The following is a 17,209-nucleotide window of genomic DNA, read 5'->3' as shown; positions in this document are numbered from 1 at the left end:
GGCAGATTCGAGATCGCGGCCATACTGAACCAGTGCTCTAGCGACTGTAGGTTTGAGTCAACGACAGCAGGCGATCGCTGAGGGCCTGGGTCAGCAGGGTGGAGCTGCGGTAGCGCCAGCGCCAGTTGCCGTCGTTGCGGCTGGGGTCGTTCATGCGGGCCTCGCCGCCCAAATCCAGCAGGTCTTGCAGAGCAATGACGGCCAGGTCGGCCACCGAGGACAGCGCCGCCCGAATCAGCAGCCAGTTGATTGCCTCGATCGCCTCCGGGGAGTCGTAGCCAAAATAGCGGGCCAGGGCCTGCCGTTCCCTGTCGCTGGCCTGCTGCCACCAGCCGATGATGGTGTCGTTGTCGTGGGTGCCGGGGTAGACGACGGTGTTGCGGGTGTAGTTGTGGGGCAGGTAGGCATTGCGGGAGTCGTCGCCAAAGGCAAACATCAAAATGCGCATGCCCGGAAAGTCGAAGCGATCGCGCAGGGCCTCCACCTCGGGGGTGATGATGCCGAGATCTTCGGCCATGATCGGCAGCGTGCCCAGGGCTTCGGCTAACGCCTTAAAAAAGCGCTCCCCAGGCGCTTCGATCCACTCGCCGTTGATGGCGGTCTCTTCCCCGGCGGGCACCTGCCAGTAGGCCTCAAAGCCGCGAAAGTGGTCAACCCGCACAATATCGACGTACTGCAAGGTCACCTGAAACCGCTTGATCCACCAGGCAAAATTGGTTTTTTCGATCCGATCCCAGTTGTACACCGGGTTGCCCCACAGCTGCCCGGTGGCGCTGAAGTAGTCGGGCGGCACCCCCGCAATAAAGGCGGGTTCAAAGCTGTTGGGGTCGAGCTTAAAGATCTCCGGGTCGGCCCACACGTCCGAGCTGTTGTGGCACACATAAATTGAAATGTCGCCCACGATTTTGATGTTTTTATCGTTGGCGTACTGGCGCAGGTTTTGCCACTGCTCAAAGAACTTGAACTGCACAAATTGATGGTACTTAATCCTGTCTTTGAGGGCTTCTCGCTGGGCCTTTAGAGCTTCGGGGTCCCGGCGGGCAACGGCTGGGTCCCAGTGGTTCCAGCTTTTGCCCTCGTTGGTCTCTAGCAGCGCCATAAACAGCACAAAGTCGTCCAGCCACGCGGCCTGCTCCTGGCAAAACTGTTCAAACCTAGCCTTCTGATCGGGCGATCGCTGGCTCAAGAAGCGATCGTGGGCCAGCTTGAGAAAGTGGGTTTTGTGGAGAATAACTTTGTCAAAATCGACCCGATCGGGGTCCACATCGGTCAGGGGCGTTAGCTCAGTAGCCTCCAGCAACCCTTCAGCGGCCAGCTGTTCTAGATCGATCAGCAGCGGGTTGCCCGCAAAGGTGCTGAAGTTCATGATGTAGGGTGAGTGCTCGTAGCCCGTTGGCCCCAGGGGCAAAACCTGCCACAGCGTCTGTCCACTCCTGGCCAAAAAGTCAACAAAGGCGTAGGCGGCTTGGCCCAAATCGCCAATGCCAAATCGACCGGGGAGAGAGGTGGGATGCAGTAAAACGCCACTGGCACGGTGAAAACTCATACGAAAAAAGTGCTACGGAATTAGCCACGATAGTCATAGGCGAAAAGGGTGATGGCCTGCATCCCCCCTAGGGCGTGTCATCAATTATGGGCAAAAGCCGGGTATACCAAGCCTTGCCACTCCCGATCTAAAACTGGCTGACAGCAGCCTTTGAAGCTGGGCCTTTTAAGCTGAGGTTAAGGCGCGATCGCTATTACCTGGGGACGATGACGGGCTCGCCCCTTTCCGCTAGCGTAGGGGCTGATGTTGCGCGTAAAGGACGACGTTGACCTTGAAGAATGATCCCCTGTGGTTTAAGAACGCCATCATCTACGAAGTACCGGTGCGCGCTTTTGCCGACAGCAACGGCGACGGCATTGGTGACTTTCGAGGCTTGACCGGGAAGCTGGATTATCTTCAAGACCTGGGCGTGACGGCGATCTGGCTGCTGCCCTTCTTTCCGTCGCCCCTGCGCGATGACGGCTACGACATTGCCGACTACATGAATGTCAACCCCATCTACGGCACCCTGGACGACTTTAAAGAGCTGATGCAGGCGGCCCACCAGCGGGGCATTCGCGTCATCATCGAGCTGATCGTCAACCACACCTCCGATCAGCACCCCTGGTTTCAGCGAGCCCGGCGGGCCCCCAAGGGCAGCCCCGAGCGCGATTTCTACGTCTGGAGCGACACCTACGAGAAATACCAGGAAGCGCGAATTATCTTCCAGGACTTCGAAACCTCCAACTGGACCTGGGACTCGGTGGCCAACGCCTACTTCTGGCACCGCTTTTACTCCCACCAGCCCGACCTCAACTACGACAACCCGGCGGTGCGCCAGGCTGTGTTCGACGTGATGGACTTCTGGCTGGAAATGGGAGTCGACGGGCTGCGCATGGATGCGGTGCCCTACCTGTACGAGCGCGAGGGCACCAACTGCGAAAACCTGCCCGAAACCCACGCTTTCCTCAAGGAGTTGCGCCGCCACATCGACGAAAAGTTTCCCAACCGCATGCTGCTGGCCGAGGCTAACCAGTGGCCCGAGGATGCCGCCGCCTACTTCGGCGATGGCGACGAGTGCCACATGAACTTTCACTTCCCGCTGATGCCGCGCCTGTTTATGGCCCTGCGCATGGAAGACAGCTTTCCGATCGCAGACATTTTGCAGCAGACCCCCACCATTCCCGACAACTGCCAGTGGGGCCTGTTTCTGCGCAACCACGACGAGTTGACCCTGGAAATGGTCACCGACGAGGACCGCGACTTTATGTATCGGGTCTACGCCCAGGATCCTGAGATGCGGGTAAACCTGGGCATTCGGCGGCGATTAGCGCCGCTGCTGGGCAACGATCGCCGCCAGATCGAGCTGCTCAACAGCCTGCTGCTGTCGCTGCCGGGTACCCCCGTGCTCTACTACGGCGACGAAATTGGCATGGGTGACAACGTCTACGTGGGCGATCGCAACGGCGTGCGCACCCCCATGCAGTGGAACTACGACCGCAACGCGGGCTTTAGCAATGCCAGCCCCCAGCGGCTGTTTCTGCCGCTGATTGTCGAAGCTGAGTACCACTACGCCACGGTGAATGTGGAGGCCCAGCGGGCCAACCCCACCTCGCTGCTCAACGCCACCAAGCGGCTGATTGCCATGCGCAAGCACTTCCGTGCTCTGGGCAGCGGCGACTTTAAGCTATTGCACCCCGAGAACCGCAAGGTGCTGGCCTTTACCCGCACCTATGAGGACGAAAAAATTCTGGTCGTCGCCAACCTGTCGCGCTTTGTGCAGACCGTGGAGCTCGATCTGGTTGCCCTGAAGGGGTGGATGCCGGTGGAGATCTTTGGCCGCACCGAGTTTCCGCCCATCGACGAGCTGCCCTATTTCCTCAGCATTGGGGCCTACGCGGTCTACTGGTTTACCCTCAAGCCCCAGGCGGTGCCGCTGCCCGCCACCGACCCGCAGACCGAGCTGCCCACCCTGGCCCTCGATGGAGCGTGGCACGGGGCTTTTGCCCGGCTGCAGTCGGCCCAGACCCGCAGGTTCACCGCCAGCTTAGAAAGTCTGCTGCCCCACTACCTGGCCAACCACCGCTGGTTTGGCGGCAGAACCCGCACGGTGCAGGCAGCCCGGATTGGGGGGGCGCTTGCCATTCCCTACGGCCCCTACGGCGACAGCTATGCCCAGATGGTGGAGCTGCACGTCGACTACATTCAGGGCAACCCGCAGTCCTACGTCCTATTTCTGGCGGTGGCCGAGGGGGATCAGGCGCTCCACCTGCTGTCCGAGACCCCCCAGTCCGTCGTGGCCCGACTGAAGCTGGCCCAGAGCGATGAGGTGGCGGTGCTGTTCGACGCGATCGCCGACAAGTCATTTCTCACGGCCCTGCTGGACGGCATCGCCCGCCACCAGATCTACGAAAACACGACCGGTCGGCTGATCTCCACCACCACTCCCCTGTTCGAGCAGCTCAGCGGCGAGGAACCCGATGCCGCCGCTGGCGATGAGTCGCCCCCGCCCTTTGAGCCCACCCTGATCAAAGGCGCTCACAACAACACCTCGATCGCCTACGCCAGGGCCAGCGGTGTGGCGGCCCAAAATCGGCTGATCCTCAAGCTGTTCCAGAAGGTGGACGAAGGGCAGCACCCCGACCAGGAAGTGCGCCGGTTCTTAGACGACCACCACCGCTTTACCAATATCACCTCGATCGCAGGCACCCTGACCTACTATCGGCCCGCCGCCGAGCCAATCACCGTCGGCATTTTGCAGGAGTATATTCCCGACACCCGCAGCGGCTGGGACTACACCCTCGACCATCTGCGCGACTTCTTTGATTTGGTGATCATGGACCAGTCCAATGTGGCCGAAGCGCCCATGCCCACGGGGTCACCCCTGGTGCTAAAGCCCCGAGCCCCTGGGGAGGACGGCCCCACCGACGTGTTCTTCCCGGTGCCCTACTGCCCGCTGCCCACCCTGGAGTCTCAAATTCCCGCCTGCAAAGCGATCAATAGCTACCTGGCCAACATTCAGCTGCTGGGGCAGCGCACCGCCGAGCTGCACATTGCCCTGACGGTGGATGCCTCCGCCGACCAGGCCTTTGCGCCCGAGCCATTTACGTCGCTCTACCAGCGGTCGATCTACCAGTACAGCCGCAACCTGACCGGACAGGTCTTTTTGCTGCTCAAAAACCGGCTGAATACGCTGTCTCCCGACCTGCGATCGCTGGCCAAGACCGTTCTGGAGCAGCAGGATGTCTGTCTACAGCGGTTCCAGGCGGTCCTGGATCAAAAAATTACCGCCCTGCGGATTCGCTGCCACAACGACTACCACCTCGAACAGGTGCTCTACACCGGCAAAGACTTTTTCATTATCGACTTTGAGGGCGACCCCAACCGCAGTCTGAACGAGCGCCGCATGAAGCGATCGCCCCTACGGGACGTGGCGGGTATGCTGCAGTCGTTCTACTATGCCGTCAATGTGGCCCTGGACGATGAAATTGAGCGCGGCATCAGCCAGCCCGAGCAGCGCCATCAGCTGCAGCGCTGGGCCGAGTTTTGGTACCGCTGGGTCAGCACAACCTTTGTGCAAGCCTATTTAGAGACGGCCTCCCGCGATGGCTTTCTGCCCCAGACCCAGCAGGAGCTAGAGGTGCTGCTCGACAACTACCTGATTGAGCAGGCCATCTACAACCTGGGCCGAGAACTGGTCGAGCGATCGACCCACGTTAAAATTCCGCTGCGGCGCATTCTGCACCTGTTGGCGATCGACCTGGAGGAGAGTCCACAGAGCCCTGAGGGTTTGAAGGCTGATTAGACCCGTTGCGCTCGAAATGCAGAGTTCACTGGGGCTGAGTCGCTTCCCTAGAGCCAGGCTCTTGCGTCAGAGGGAGCAGAACTTGCGCACCCGGTCAAACTCCGGGTCCTGCCAGGAGTAGGCAAAGTGGCTGACCGAGGTAATCTCTGGAGCGGCCCGCCGCAGGGCTTCCATCTGGGTTTCCAGGGCCGGACGGTTGTAGGTGGCCTGGCCCCAGATGCCGGCCAGCGCGGGGGTAATCGTCGGCGCAGTGCCGCTGGGCACCATGGACTGCACCCGGCGCACGCCGTCTAGAATGCAGCCTGTGTTGCCGCACACGGCGTAGGCCATCGGGTGCCAGGTCATCCAGGTGGGGAAGCGCTCCCAGTACTGCAGGCGGGAGTCGAAGCCGCCGGTGCCCACGGTCTGGTTGCCCTCGGGGAAAAACACCGCCCCCGGCTGAATGCCGCTCCGCTGGGCCTGCTCACCGGCAAATTTGACAAAATCAACCACCCCCTGAACGGCGTGGGCCACGCTCAGCTGCCACAGCTCGGCCTGGAGGCGGGGCCGCACACTGGCCGGGGTGGGTGGGGCCTGGCCCGGCTGCAGCGGAGCCGAGGGAATCCGGCTCTGCCACAGCGGTTCTGGCTCGTTGGGGAAGAGGTCGCGCACGTCTTGAATGTCGCGATCGACCAGGTGGCCGCGGCTGATGTAGCGGCGCATCAGCTCCTGCCCCTGCTGGTTGACCGCCCGACGGAAAAACGCATCCCGCGAGGCCTGGCCGTAGATCCACAGGTCATCGACGCTGTCGACCACCGAATTGGGGCCGACGCCGCGGGGGTAGCGCACGTAGTCAAACAATATGCCGTCGGGCTGCCGCCGCAGCACAGCGCCCAGCATACGGCTGTAGTCGGCCTGGGCAATCGGGTTGTACGGATCGACAAAGACTTCGTCGGGGTTGCTCGAAGCCCCGGACTTGGCGTAGGTGTAGGTGGTTTGGCCACGGCCGTTGAGGGCCAGCACCTCGGTGCGATCGCTCCTCAGCCCGTAGGAATAGCCAAAGTTGAGGGCAAATACCCAGGCATCGACCCTGAGACCCCGCTGACGCCCCTTCTCCAGGGCCTCGGCGTACAGGTCACGGCGCTCGTAGCCGGGGGTTTGCACCACCGAGGGCCATACCGTCGGGTTGTCGGCCTTGGGCAGCAGTACCTGGCCGCCATAGAACACTTCGATATACACCTCGTTGTAGCCCAGGTTGACCACGCGATCGAACAGGGCATCTAAAATGCCGGGCTGCAGGTCACAGGGATACAGGCGCACCCACACGGCCTGCCGCTGGGGCCAGGTGCGACTGCGGCACTGGTTTAGCGCTTCGGTGTGCTGGCGCACCAGAGCCTGGTACTGCTGCTGGGCGGCTCCATCACCTGCGATCGCGGCTTTGCGCAGGTTTTCCTTCGCCAGGGCCTCGGCCTGGGTGACCTGGCAGTAGGCATTGAGGGCCAGGGCGGACCCGGCGCTGGTCAGCGGCAGCGCACCCAGGCCAGCCAGCCCCGTTACCAGGGCGACACTGGGCAAAAACAAGGGTTTTGCCAGCCGTCGCAGAGAACTCCGGAGCCGAGCAGTGGAAAGAAGGCTGACCATAGGCGAGAGGAGGTATTGCGTACCGACGTTGAGAGCCTGTCATCAATTCTGGCTAAAACCGTCTACCATCAGCGTTGCTATGCCCGACCCAAATCGCAGGCCAGGGGCTGTAACCTTTGTTTCTTGGACCTTCAAAAGCTAATCGATGACAGCCCCTAGGGTAACCCTTGGGACGAAAAAACGATCTACTTTTCTTCCCCCGGAAACCGATCGTCCTCAATGGTTGGCACCGGAGCAGGGAACAGCGTATCGACGTCCAGGTCGGGCACGTTGGCGAGCAGGGCCTGGAGCTTCATGCGCTGAATGTAGGGCCAGCCGCCGCTGACCTCAATATCTCTGAGCAGGGCGTAGAGGTGCTGGCGGTTGTCGGGCAGGGCATCGCGAAAGAGCGTTTCGCAGATGTCCCGGTGCTGTTGCTCCAGCAGCCGCAGCAGGGCCAGCAGGTTGAGGCTCTGCCCTCGACGGGCTAACGCAGCCCGATCGATCGCCTGCGAGAGGGAATAGAGGTCTTCTGGTAAACCGTCACGGCGATCGCCAAGCGGGTAGTCGGTCATGGGGCTAGGCCAAACATCTGTTAAATAGCTTAATGTTAGCGGTCCGGCGGCAAAAGCCACGTCAGTTTTTTGTAAAGCCCGCCCTGCCTGGGGTTGGAGCCTTAACCGGAGCAGCTGCCCCCTGTCCTGGCCAGGGGTGTCTAAATCTTAGGAAAGAGGCGCAGAGCCATGTAGAATGCTTACTTGAGGCTTTACTCGGCTGAGGGCAGGCCCAGCATTGTTGCCGGGCTTCAGGAGCAAATTACTCCCGCCGCTCGCAATGGTCATTGGCGCAGCCTCTCCGGAGGAGCTAGACCAGCCCCCACGGGCGATCGCGCCAGGGCTATTCTGGTCAGCGCCATAAGCCCAGAGCCAACGGCTGTCGCATTATTTGAGTAGTTTGACAGCGCCTTTTACATAACTAATTTTTGAGGTAGACCATGAGGTATCGCGCCCTCTTAGTTGCATTCCTGGCCATTTGCCTGAGTGTACTGACAGCCTGTAGCGAAGCGCCCAGTGCCACCAGTAGTGTGCCCCTGACCTACGACCAAATCCGCAACACGGGCCTGGCCAACAAGTGCCCCCAGCTCTCTGAAATGACCCGGGGCAGCATTGCCCTGGAAAACGGCAAAACCTATCAACTCGTCGGGATGTGCATCGAGCCCACCGCTTACTTCGTCAAAGAAGAAGCTTCTAAGCGCCAAGATGCCACCTATGTACCCGGCAAGGTGCTTACCCGCTACACCTCCAGCCTGGACCAGGTGCGCGGCGATTTAACCCTCAATTCCGACGGCAGCCTGCTGTTCTCCGAGACTGGCGGTATGGACTTCCAGGCCATCACTGTGCAGCTGCCCGGTGGTCAGCAAGAGCCGTTCCTGTTCACCGTCAAGGGCTTGCAGGCGACCTCTCAGCCGGGCCAAAACGCCCTCACCACCTCCACTGACTTTGAGGGCGACTACAAGGTACCCTCCTACCGCACGTCTAATTTCCTCGATCCGAAGGGCCGTGGTCTGGCCACCGGCTACGACACTGCTGTGGCTCTGCCCGCTAGCGGCGACAGCGAAGAGTACGTGAAGGAAAATACCAAGGCCTTCGATGTAGGCCAAGGCCACATTTCCCTGCGGGTTTCCAAAATTGACGGCGCCACCGGCGAAATTGGCGGTACTTTCGAGGCCGAGCAGCCCTCTGATACCGATATGGGTACGGCTGAGCCCGTAGACATTAAAGTTCAGGGCGTTTTCTACGCTCGCCTTGAGGAAGTCTAACCCCAGATTTGATTTCAACCCCTAAACATTTCACCAGGGAAGGAGCTTGCTCCTTCCCTTTTTTATGGCTCTGCTTTTTTATGGTTCTGCTTTTGGGGCTTGGCGTCAAACCGCCAACCCACACCGGTTTGGGGCACTGATCTAGATCACAGGTCCACCTTACCAGCATCACGATGACTGGAGGGGGCTATCACCACGGGCATCTGCCCCTTGAGGGATATTAAGGGTGTCGCGTGAAATCCCCGTCATGGCTTCTTCCTCCCCCCTCTCGACTTCAACCGCAACCCTCACCTGGGGAAATCACCTTCAGACTAACCTTGGCCGTCTGGCCACCGCGGCGGCGGCGGTGATTGGGCTGTCTGCCATCGCAGGCAGCGCCGCAGGTAGCGCTCCCGCCCTACCCAACGGCACCTACCTCTACGGCGAGTCGCCCGTAGCCGATACCATTGGGGCCGTTTACTTTGTGTTCGAAGCCAGAGAAGGTCACCTGAGCGGAGCGGTGTACCAGCCCTCCTCGTCCTTCGACTGCGTACGCGGCACCGTGGCCAACGGTGGGCTAGATTTGATCATCACCGATGCCTACGATCAGAGCGAAACGCCCTATTCCATCGCCCTGGTGGGAGATGCCACCGTGGCCAGCGCCAGCGGAGCAGCCGCCCCAGCTGAACTGGACGGTCTACATGCGATCGCCCAGCTCTCATCCCTCGATCACCAACTGTTGACCGCTTGCACCAATCGCTAGGTGAAGGGTGGGCTTGTAGAATCAGGTCAGGGCAGGCCAGCGATCGCGATCGCTGGCCTCCTCAAGCAACGCCCAGGGGAAAATCAATGGTTCAGGCGCTATCCCAGCCGCACATGAGTTTGCAGGAGTTTCTGGCCTGGCTGCCAGAAACCGGACGCTACGAGCTGCACGATGGAGTGGTGGTTGAAATGCAGCCAACCGGGGCACATGAGCAGGTAGTAGGTCTCTTAAACCGCAAGTTAAATTTTCTCCTAGAGCAAGAAGACCTCAACTATTTCATTCCTAATACGGTACTGGTGCAGCCTTTGGGCTATGAGAGCGGCTACAAGCCCGATGTGCTGCTGGTGGATACCGCTGCTCTAACCCAAGAGCCGCTGTGGAAACGGGAATCGGTGATTACCTTGGCCAGTTCGATCAAGCTCTTAGTGGAAGTTGTCTCAACCAACTGGCCTGATGACTATGCCCGTAAGTTTGAAGACTACGAGACTATGGGTATCGGTGAATATTGGATTGTGGACTACCTGGGCTTAGGCGGGCGGCGCTACATTGGCAATCCCAAGCAGCCGACCATCACCATTTGCCACTGGGTCGATGGCGTCTATGAAATCCAGCTTTTTCGTCGGGGAGACACCATCATCTCGCCAGGGTTTCCCAACTTGCGATTAACAACTGACCAGATCTTCGCAGCAGGGCAGTAGTTATGGGATGTCGTAGCTAAAAAAGCCGCTGCGAGCGATCGCAGCGGCTGCTCTACATAAATACCAAGGGCCAAGGACAAACGCTCTAGCTGACCAGCTCAGGGGCTGCTAGCGCCACTGGGGTTGCCTCACCCTCTGCCGCCAGGTCGAGCGGGAAGTTGTGGGCATTGCGCTCGTGCATCACCTCCATGCCCAGGTTGGCCCGGTTGATCACATCGGCCCAGGTGCCAATCACTCGACCTTGGGCATCGAGAATCGACTGGTTGAAGTTGAATCCATTCAGGTTAAACGCCATAGTGCTAATGCCCAGAGCCGCAAACCAAATGCCCACCACTGGCCAGGCCGCCATAAAGAAGTGCAGGCTGCGGCTGTTGGCATTCACCCCGAGCAAAATCTCATTGGTGCGCCCCACCAAGCGGCCAAAGTAGCCGTGGGCGGCCACGATGTTGTAAGTCTCCTCTTCCTGGCCGAACTTGTAGCCGTAGTTTTGCGACTCGTTTTCGGTGGTTTCTCGCACCAGGGTAGAGGTCACCAGTGAGCCATGCATGGCCGAAATCAGCGCCCCGCCAAAGACCCCAGCGACCCCCAGCATGTGAAACGGATGCATCAAAATATTGTGCTCCGCCTGAAACACCAGCATGAAGTTGAAGGTGCCCGAGATACCCAGGGGCATGCCGTCTGAGAAAGACCCCTGACCAATGGGATAGATCAAAAACACGGCGGTGGCGGCGGCCACGGGGGCAGAATAGGCCACGCAGATCCAGGGGCGCATGCCCAGACGGTAGCTCAGCTCCCACTCGCGCCCCATGTAGCAAAACACCCCAATCAAAAAGTGAAAAATCACCAGCTGGTAGGGGCCGCCGTTATACAGCCACTCGTCGAGGGAGGCCGCTTCCCAGATCGGGTAAAAGTGTAGGCCGATCGCATTCGACGACGGCACCACAGCACCGGAAATCATGTTGTTGCCGTAGAGCAGTGAACCCGCCACAGGCTCTCGAATGCCGTCGATATCTACCGGAGGGGCGGCAATAAAGGCAATCACAAAGCAGGTGGTTGCAGCCAGCAAGGTAGGCAGCATCAACACGCCAAACCAACCCACATAAAGTCGGTTCTCGGTGCTGACGACCCAGTTGCAAAACTGCTCCCACAGACTGGCGCTAGAGCGCCGCTGCAAGGTAGTCGTCATAGTATTTAGATCACAAAAAACAGCAAAAATTGCCCTGAACCAGCGCACTATAGGGCACGGCACCTTCCGAAGTAGAAGAGCCTGTCTCTGGCCTGCAACTGCGCTATTTGGGGCAAGTTGGCCAGAAAACTTAACTGACCAACTTGTTAGTTAGCTTAGCGCCCATGCTGACTCGTGTCAACAGTTAACTAACTTGTTAGTTGGCAAAATCTTCTGGTAGGCTTGGCGTGCGTGCTGTGGTTGTGCCCCAGTTTGGCGCTGTATGCTGGATGGGTAGATTGGTGTAACCCCCCGATACCCTTGGCCACGAAAGTTGATCGAACCTCGCCCCGGCAAACCCGCGATTCTGAAGCCACCAAGGCTGAGATCCTAGATGCGGCGGAGGAAGAATTTGCCAAGTTTGGCTTTAACGGGGCTAAAACGGAGGCGATCGCCGCCAAAACCGGCGTCACCAAGGCCATGATCTACTACCACTTCGGCAGCAAGGAAGAACTCTACAAAGCCGTGATCCAGCGGCCCGCCGCAGATTTCACCCATGCCTTTGGCGACCTGGAGCTGGAAACCATGCCACCCGAGGAGGCGCTAAAAACGGTGATCAAGGTGGCGATCGCCCACGAAATCAGCCACCCGCACTACGGTCAGGTGCTGCTGCATGAAGCGATGCAGCACCAGGGCCAATACTTTAAGCTGACTGGCTGGGTTAACCCTATCAATCGCGTGGTCGCAGTCATAGAGCGGGGCATCCAAGCGGGCATCTTTCGTCCGGTAGACCCTTGGTTAGCGGTCAACCACACGATGGGAATTTGCACGTTTTATTTCAATGCTCAGGCCAATATGCGCAACGTACAGCCGGAGTTTGAGTGGTTTACGCCCGCGGCGATTGAGCGATTTACTGAATCGGCGATCGCTATGGTGTTAGCTGGTCTGAAGGCCTAACTCAACTCAGCAGAACTCCGAAACACAAAGGGCGGCGAGGATTTCCTCGCCGCCCTTTGTCTCGTTGTCTAACCTCTAACAGGAAAGACCTTAGTAGCGGTAGCCGCTGCTGCTAGCGCCGGGTTTGTGCACGATGAAGCTGGCGATTTGGCACTGCTTCACATTGTCAAAGCCCACCACGCGGATGTAGCAGTTGGAGTACTCAGAGCGGCAAGCCTGCACTTCGCTCAGCACTTCCTGGGTGGAGGAGGCGTTGAACAGGGGCAGCTTCCACATGGTCCAGTAGTACTCCTCGGGGTTCGAGGCTTCGTTGAATTCCACAGCGGGGAAATAGCCCTGCTTCAGAATGTAGGCGATTTGCCGTTCAATCTGGGCGTCAGAGAGCGGGGGCAGGTAGGACATCGTTTCAAAACGACGCTCTTTAGGCAGAGTTTTCATAGGTCCTCGTTAGGTTAACTAGGGTGCAATCGGCTAATGCCGTGGACTAAATGAGTGAGCAAAACAGAGCTGAGCAATAGCCTACTCAGGGGAGGGGTCAGCGTCAGCCGTGGACTTTTGCGGGACATCGGCGTCCTCAACAAAATTTGAATCTACGGCGTGTTCGGCATCGCCAAGCTGAGTCAGGCGCTCTAAATGCTGGCGGCGGTGTTCCATATTGGCTTGCTGGATGCTAGTGACCACCATTTCGGGTAAAAACTCGCAGATACCCTCTGCAATGTGCTGCCGCACAGTCATTACTCGAATGGCCAGGTCTGCGCTTTCGTCTAGCAGAGCGCTCAAGTAGGCTTCGCCATCCTGAAGCGTTTCTTTGGTTGAAAACGCGTTGAGCCAATAGGCGCGGGCGGGGTTGGTTTCCTTTAGCTGGTTCAGCACCGTTTTCACGGCCTGAAAGGTCAGGTAGCTAGTGAGCACCTTGGCGGTGTCTTTAGCCGTTTGCTTAAGGTCCATCGGTGTCTCTCGAACGATTGACGCAGACCCCATCAGGGAGGGTTGGTAGCCCTGAATCTAAGCCCGAATGGTGTAAAGATTCGGTAACTTAAGCAGCATTCCCAAGTGATTTTGAGAACCCGCCTATCCCTGGGCGAACCAACCTGCCCTAAGCCGCTCTCAGGCAGGTACCGGAGTACCTGACCGCCGATTTAGATGGTGTCCACGGTGTCGAACTCGAACTTGATTTCTTTCCACAGTTCGCAGGCGGCAGCCAGTTCGGGTGACCACTTGCAGGCTTCACGGATGACGTCGCCGCCTTCGCGGGCCAGGTCACGGCCTTCGTTACGGGCCTGGACGCAGGCTTCGAGGGCCACGCGGTTAGCGGTTGCACCGGGCGCGTTACCCCAGGGGTGCCCCAGGGTACCACCACCAAACTGAAGCACGGAGTCGTCGCCGAAGATTTCCACCAGCGCGGGCATGTGCCACACGTGGATACCACCGGAGGCCACGGCCATAACGCCGCCCATGGAGGCCCAGTCCTGGGTGAAGTAGATACCGCGGGACTTGTCCTGCTCGATGTAGTTTTCGCGCAGCAGGTCAACGAAGCCCAGGGTACCGGCGCGATCGCCCTCCAGCTTACCCACCACAGTACCGGTGTGGATGTGGTCACCACCGGACATACGCAGACACTTGGCCAGCACGCGGAAGTGGATACCGTGGTTCTTCTGGCGGTCGATCACCGCGTGCATGGCGCGGTGAATGTGCAGCAGCACACCGTTGTCGCGGCACCAGTGGGCCAGGGTGGTGTTGGCGGTAAAACCACCGGTTAGGAAGTCATGCATGATGATGGGCATGCCGAGTTCTTTGGCGTACTCAGCCCGCTTCAGCATTTCTTCGCAGGTGGCAGCGGTCACGTTCAGGTAGTGACCCTTGATCTCGCCGGTTTCAGCCTGGGACTTGTGGATAGCGTCGGCCACAAACAGAAAGCGATCGCGCCAGCGCTGGAAGGGCTGGGAGTTGATGTTCTCGTCATCTTTGGTGAAGTCGAGACCACCGCGCAGGCACTCGTACACGGCGCGGCCGTAGTTCTTAGCCGACAGACCCAGCTTGGGCTTAATGGTGCAGCCCAGCAGGGGACGACCGTACTTGTTGAGGCGATCGCGCTCGACCTGGATGCCGTGGGGAGGACCCTGGAAGGTCTTCAGGTAGGCCACGGGAATGCGCAGGTCTTCCAGACGTAGGGCGCGCAGGGCTTTGAAACCAAACACGTTGCCCACCAGGGAGGTCAGCAGGTTGGTGACCGAACCTTCCTCAAACAGGTCGAGGGGGTAGGCCACGTAGCAGATGTACTGGTTGTCTTCGCCGGGCACGGGCTCGATGTCGTAGCAGCGACCCTTGTAGCGATCCATATCGGTCAGCAGGTCGGTCCACACCGTGGTCCAGGTACCGGTGGACGATTCTGCGGCCACAGCGGCGGCGCACTCTTCGGGCGGTACGCCGGGCTGGGGGGTCATCCGGAACGCCGCCAGGATGTCCGTATCTTTAGGTGTGTAGTCCGGGGTGTAGTAGGTCAGTTTGTAGTCCTTAACCCCGGCGCTGTATCCGGCTTTTGATTGAGTCGTTGTCTGAGAGTAAGACATGTCTCCCTTCCTGTGAATCTAAGAAATCCCTCAAGCGAACCCCTGTAGCCCAGCCGCACACAAATAAGCTCCCTTAAATGAAGGAAGCCCATGCCCAGCCTAAGCCCCGGTCAGTCCACGCCAAATTGAGATGATAGGAACTACCCGTGCAACTCCCAAAACAGCTGTTTTGCAAGCGCTTTAGGTATCCTTCATTACCTTATGCTTTAGCATACTATCAGCGATTGGATAAGTTTAATTTTGGAAGATCTGTATACATTCATAACTAAAAGTTATAAATCAAGGTGAACCAAGGTGAGGGTTTCTCAAGTTCTCTAAAGCAGTCCGTCCATAGCGCCCCAAGGATGCTGGTCAACAAACTTGGGGCGGAGGCTCCAACCGCTGAAATTGTCGATATACTGTAACGCTTGAGACGCTCGGAAGCGCCGTAACGCTTTTGAGGGCAAGTCATTCGGGGCCGCTGCAGCCACCGTAAACCGTGGGGAAAGATTATGTTAAGCCTGCTGGTTCTTTCGTCGTTGACCCTGTCCTCCGGGACGTACGCGCTTCCGTCAACGCTTCACCCGACGCCCCTCCCCCTCCCCGCCGCACTGGCCCAGGCCCCGATCGCCAGCGACTACCGCGTTACCGCTCTTCAACCAGACTTTACCGGCGACCTGTGGGTGGGGTCCTGGGCAGGGCTTTCCCGCATCAACCCCGAAACGGGGCGGATTCTACAGCGGGTCAGAATGCCGAGCCGCACCCTGGAAGCCCTGGCCCAGGATCGGGTAGGGCGGATCTGGGTGGGCACTTTCGACGGGCTGGTGCGGGTTGACCCCCGCACCAACGCCATCACCGCCCAAAATTTCACGCTGCCCTCCAACCGGGTGCTGTCGCTATTAATTGACAGTCGCGGCTTCCTCTGGGCCGGCACCGATCGCGGCCTGGTCATGATCAGCCCCGATCGCGGCCTGCTGATGACCACCGTACAGCGGCTCCCCGGCGTCAGCGCCAACGCCCTCGCCCTCGATGGCAATAACAACCTCTGGGTCGGCACTCTCAGCGGCCTGGTGCAGATCAACACCGCCAGCGCCTTTCCTGTCCGCGAGGTGGGCAATCTGCCGGGCGGCGCAGTGCAGTCGCTCACCCTGGGCCCCGAGGGCAACCTCTGGGTGGGAACCGCCAGCAGTCTGCTGGTGGTAGACCCGGTGCGGTCCGAACTGGTGCGATCGGTCACGGTCATGCGGGGCCGCAACGTGCAAACCGTCGCGTTTGACCGCACCGGCAACGTCTGGGCCGGTACCACCAGCGGCCTGTTCAAGCTCAAAGCCGACAGCGGCGAACTGCTGGGTCAGGTGCCTTCGCTGCCCTCGGGGCAAATTCTGGCCCTTTCGCCCAACACCGGCAACAAGATCTGGGCCGGCACCAGCCAGGGCCTGGGCTGGGTCAGCCTGACCACCGGAATAGGCACCCCCCACTGGGGGCTGGTGAGCCCGGTGGTACTGGAAGCGCGGCAGTAGGGCGGTTGGCGTTCTATCGCTAGCGGTCTACGGTGAGCGGTGAGCGGTCTAGGGTTAGGCGTGCTTCTGAAAAACAATTTCCCAAATGGTGGGCAGTGCCCACCCTACAGCGGCTGCCCAGAAACCCGAGTCCTCGATCACGCTAGATTGGGCGGGTTAGACCCGAGTTTCTAGGTACTGACCGATCATGATCTCTTCCCCGGCGCGGGAGATGACGGTCTGACGGGTGCGGTAGCGCTGGCCAATCAGCCGCAGCTCTTCCTCAAAGCTGGAGTCGTTGTACTGGGTTTTGAGCACCAGGGTGCGGTTGTCGTTGAAGTGGTACTGGGCGGTGACGGGCTTGGATGTGGCAAAGCCGCGATCGCGGTACAGAATCTGCCCCCGTACCCCAAAGATGGTGCTGCCCTTGACGGGCTTTTTGCCCGTACCCACGTAGTCGCTCTCCCAGGTGACAGTGGTGCCGCAGATCAGCGGCTTGGCGGGGTCCAGCTGGTGCATCTGGGCCAGGTCTAGTAGCTGAGGAGCCCCCGTCTCCAGAAACTGAATGGAGATCTGGCTGACGACCTCCTGGGTTTCGCCGCTCTTGAGCGTGTAGTAGCGACGCTCCGATCGCCAGTCTCCGGCGGTGTCTCGAAAGAAGGCCTGGACCAGAGGTTCAGCTAAAATGCGGGCGGTATCGGCGGAAAAAGGCATAGTCACTCATCCAGGCAATGGGCATGGGGTAGTCAAAGTCAACTCAAGATTTGAATTTGTTAGATTTCTTAATTTTGAGTTTCTACATCATAGTCGGCTGGCCGGGCTGCGGCAACGCCCGCGCGGGTCATTTCAGT

At 59.4% G+C, this 17,209-nt stretch carries 14 protein-coding genes; 6 read left to right on the top strand and 8 right to left on the bottom strand.

Annotated features, from left to right (window positions below; translation table 11 throughout):
- Positions 1-37 precede the first annotated feature (37 nt).
- Positions 38-1,546, bottom strand: a complete 1,509-nt coding sequence (gene malQ, locus NF78_RS07695; protein WP_035985610.1) for a 4-alpha-glucanotransferase — start codon at positions 1,544-1,546, stop codon at positions 38-40.
- A gap of 271 nt (positions 1,547-1,817) precedes the next feature.
- Here malQ and treS point away from each other — a divergent pair, with 271 nt between their 5' ends.
- Positions 1,818-5,330, top strand: a complete 3,513-nt coding sequence (gene treS / locus NF78_RS07690; protein ID WP_225885250.1) for a maltose alpha-D-glucosyltransferase — start codon at positions 1,818-1,820, stop codon at positions 5,328-5,330.
- A gap of 66 nt (positions 5,331-5,396) precedes the next feature.
- Here treS and NF78_RS07685 read toward each other — a convergent pair whose 3' ends face one another.
- Together NF78_RS07685 and NF78_RS07680 are read right to left on the bottom strand one after the other, a co-directional pair.
- Positions 5,397-6,950 (bottom strand): hypothetical protein, encoded by a 1,554-nt coding sequence (locus NF78_RS07685; RefSeq protein WP_035985607.1) that lies wholly within the window; start codon positions 6,948-6,950, stop codon positions 5,397-5,399.
- Between the two features lie 185 nt (positions 6,951-7,135).
- Positions 7,136-7,504 carry a hypothetical protein gene (locus NF78_RS07680; protein WP_052049964.1) on the bottom strand — a complete coding sequence of 123 codons (369 nt, stop codon included), beginning with the start codon at positions 7,502-7,504 and terminating at the stop codon, positions 7,136-7,138.
- 419 nt (positions 7,505-7,923) lie between these two features.
- On the opposite strand from NF78_RS07680, the gene NF78_RS07675 reads away from it, so the two are divergent.
- The 3 genes from NF78_RS07675 (at position 7,924) to NF78_RS07665 (ending at position 10,188) form a co-directional block, all read left to right on the top strand.
- Positions 7,924-8,748: a photosystem II manganese-stabilizing polypeptide gene (locus tag NF78_RS07675; RefSeq protein WP_035985606.1), complete on the top strand. Its 825-nt coding sequence runs from the start codon at positions 7,924-7,926 to the stop codon at positions 8,746-8,748.
- 247 nt (positions 8,749-8,995) lie between these two features.
- Positions 8,996-9,490, top strand: a complete 495-nt coding sequence (locus NF78_RS07670) for a hypothetical protein (RefSeq protein ID WP_052049963.1) — start codon at positions 8,996-8,998, stop codon at positions 9,488-9,490.
- An 86-nt stretch (positions 9,491-9,576) separates the two neighbouring features.
- Entirely contained in the window at positions 9,577-10,188 is a 612-nt protein-coding gene (locus tag NF78_RS07665) for a Uma2 family endonuclease (RefSeq protein WP_035985605.1), read from the top strand.
- An 85-nt stretch (positions 10,189-10,273) separates the two neighbouring features.
- Here NF78_RS07665 and psbA read toward each other — a convergent pair whose 3' ends face one another.
- Entirely contained in the window at positions 10,274-11,374 is a 1,101-nt protein-coding gene (gene psbA, locus NF78_RS07660; RefSeq protein WP_035985604.1) for a photosystem II q(b) protein, read from the bottom strand.
- A gap of 300 nt (positions 11,375-11,674) precedes the next feature.
- Between psbA and NF78_RS07655 the strand changes: the two genes are divergently transcribed.
- Positions 11,675-12,310: a TetR/AcrR family transcriptional regulator gene (locus tag NF78_RS07655; protein WP_225885249.1), complete on the top strand. Its 636-nt coding sequence runs from the start codon at positions 11,675-11,677 to the stop codon at positions 12,308-12,310.
- A gap of 90 nt (positions 12,311-12,400) precedes the next feature.
- On the opposite strand, the gene NF78_RS07650 is transcribed toward NF78_RS07655, so the two are convergent.
- The 3 genes from NF78_RS07650 to NF78_RS07640 form a co-directional block, all read right to left on the bottom strand.
- Positions 12,401-12,748, bottom strand: coding sequence for a ribulose bisphosphate carboxylase small subunit (locus NF78_RS07650; RefSeq protein WP_035985602.1), 348 nt, complete (start codon positions 12,746-12,748; stop codon positions 12,401-12,403).
- 81 nt (positions 12,749-12,829) lie between these two features.
- Positions 12,830-13,258, bottom strand: a complete 429-nt coding sequence (rcbX, locus tag NF78_RS07645; RefSeq protein WP_035985601.1) for a RuBisCO chaperone RbcX — start codon at positions 13,256-13,258, stop codon at positions 12,830-12,832.
- Between the two features lie 191 nt (positions 13,259-13,449).
- On the bottom strand, positions 13,450-14,880 hold the full coding sequence (locus NF78_RS07640) for a form I ribulose bisphosphate carboxylase large subunit (protein ID WP_035985599.1): 1,431 nt from the start codon (positions 14,878-14,880) through the stop codon (positions 13,450-13,452).
- Between the two features lie 491 nt (positions 14,881-15,371).
- Between NF78_RS07640 and NF78_RS07635 the strand changes: the two genes are divergently transcribed.
- Positions 15,372-16,379: a two-component regulator propeller domain-containing protein gene (locus NF78_RS07635; RefSeq protein WP_052049960.1), complete on the top strand. Its 1,008-nt coding sequence runs from the start codon at positions 15,372-15,374 to the stop codon at positions 16,377-16,379.
- Positions 16,380-16,535: 156 nt separating this feature from the next.
- Here NF78_RS07635 and NF78_RS07630 read toward each other — a convergent pair whose 3' ends face one another.
- On the bottom strand, positions 16,536-17,072 hold the full coding sequence (locus NF78_RS07630) for a phycobiliprotein lyase (protein WP_035985598.1): 537 nt from the start codon (positions 17,070-17,072) through the stop codon (positions 16,536-16,538).
- Between the last annotated feature and the right edge of the window lie 137 nt (positions 17,073-17,209).

The sequence above is a fragment of the Leptolyngbya sp. KIOST-1 genome (genome assembly GCF_000763385.1).
Taxonomy (GTDB): Bacteria; Cyanobacteriota; Cyanobacteriia; order Phormidesmidales; family Phormidesmidaceae; genus Nodosilinea.
The sequence above is the reverse complement of the archived record's forward strand: the minus strand, read 5'-3'. Positions and strand labels throughout refer to the sequence as shown.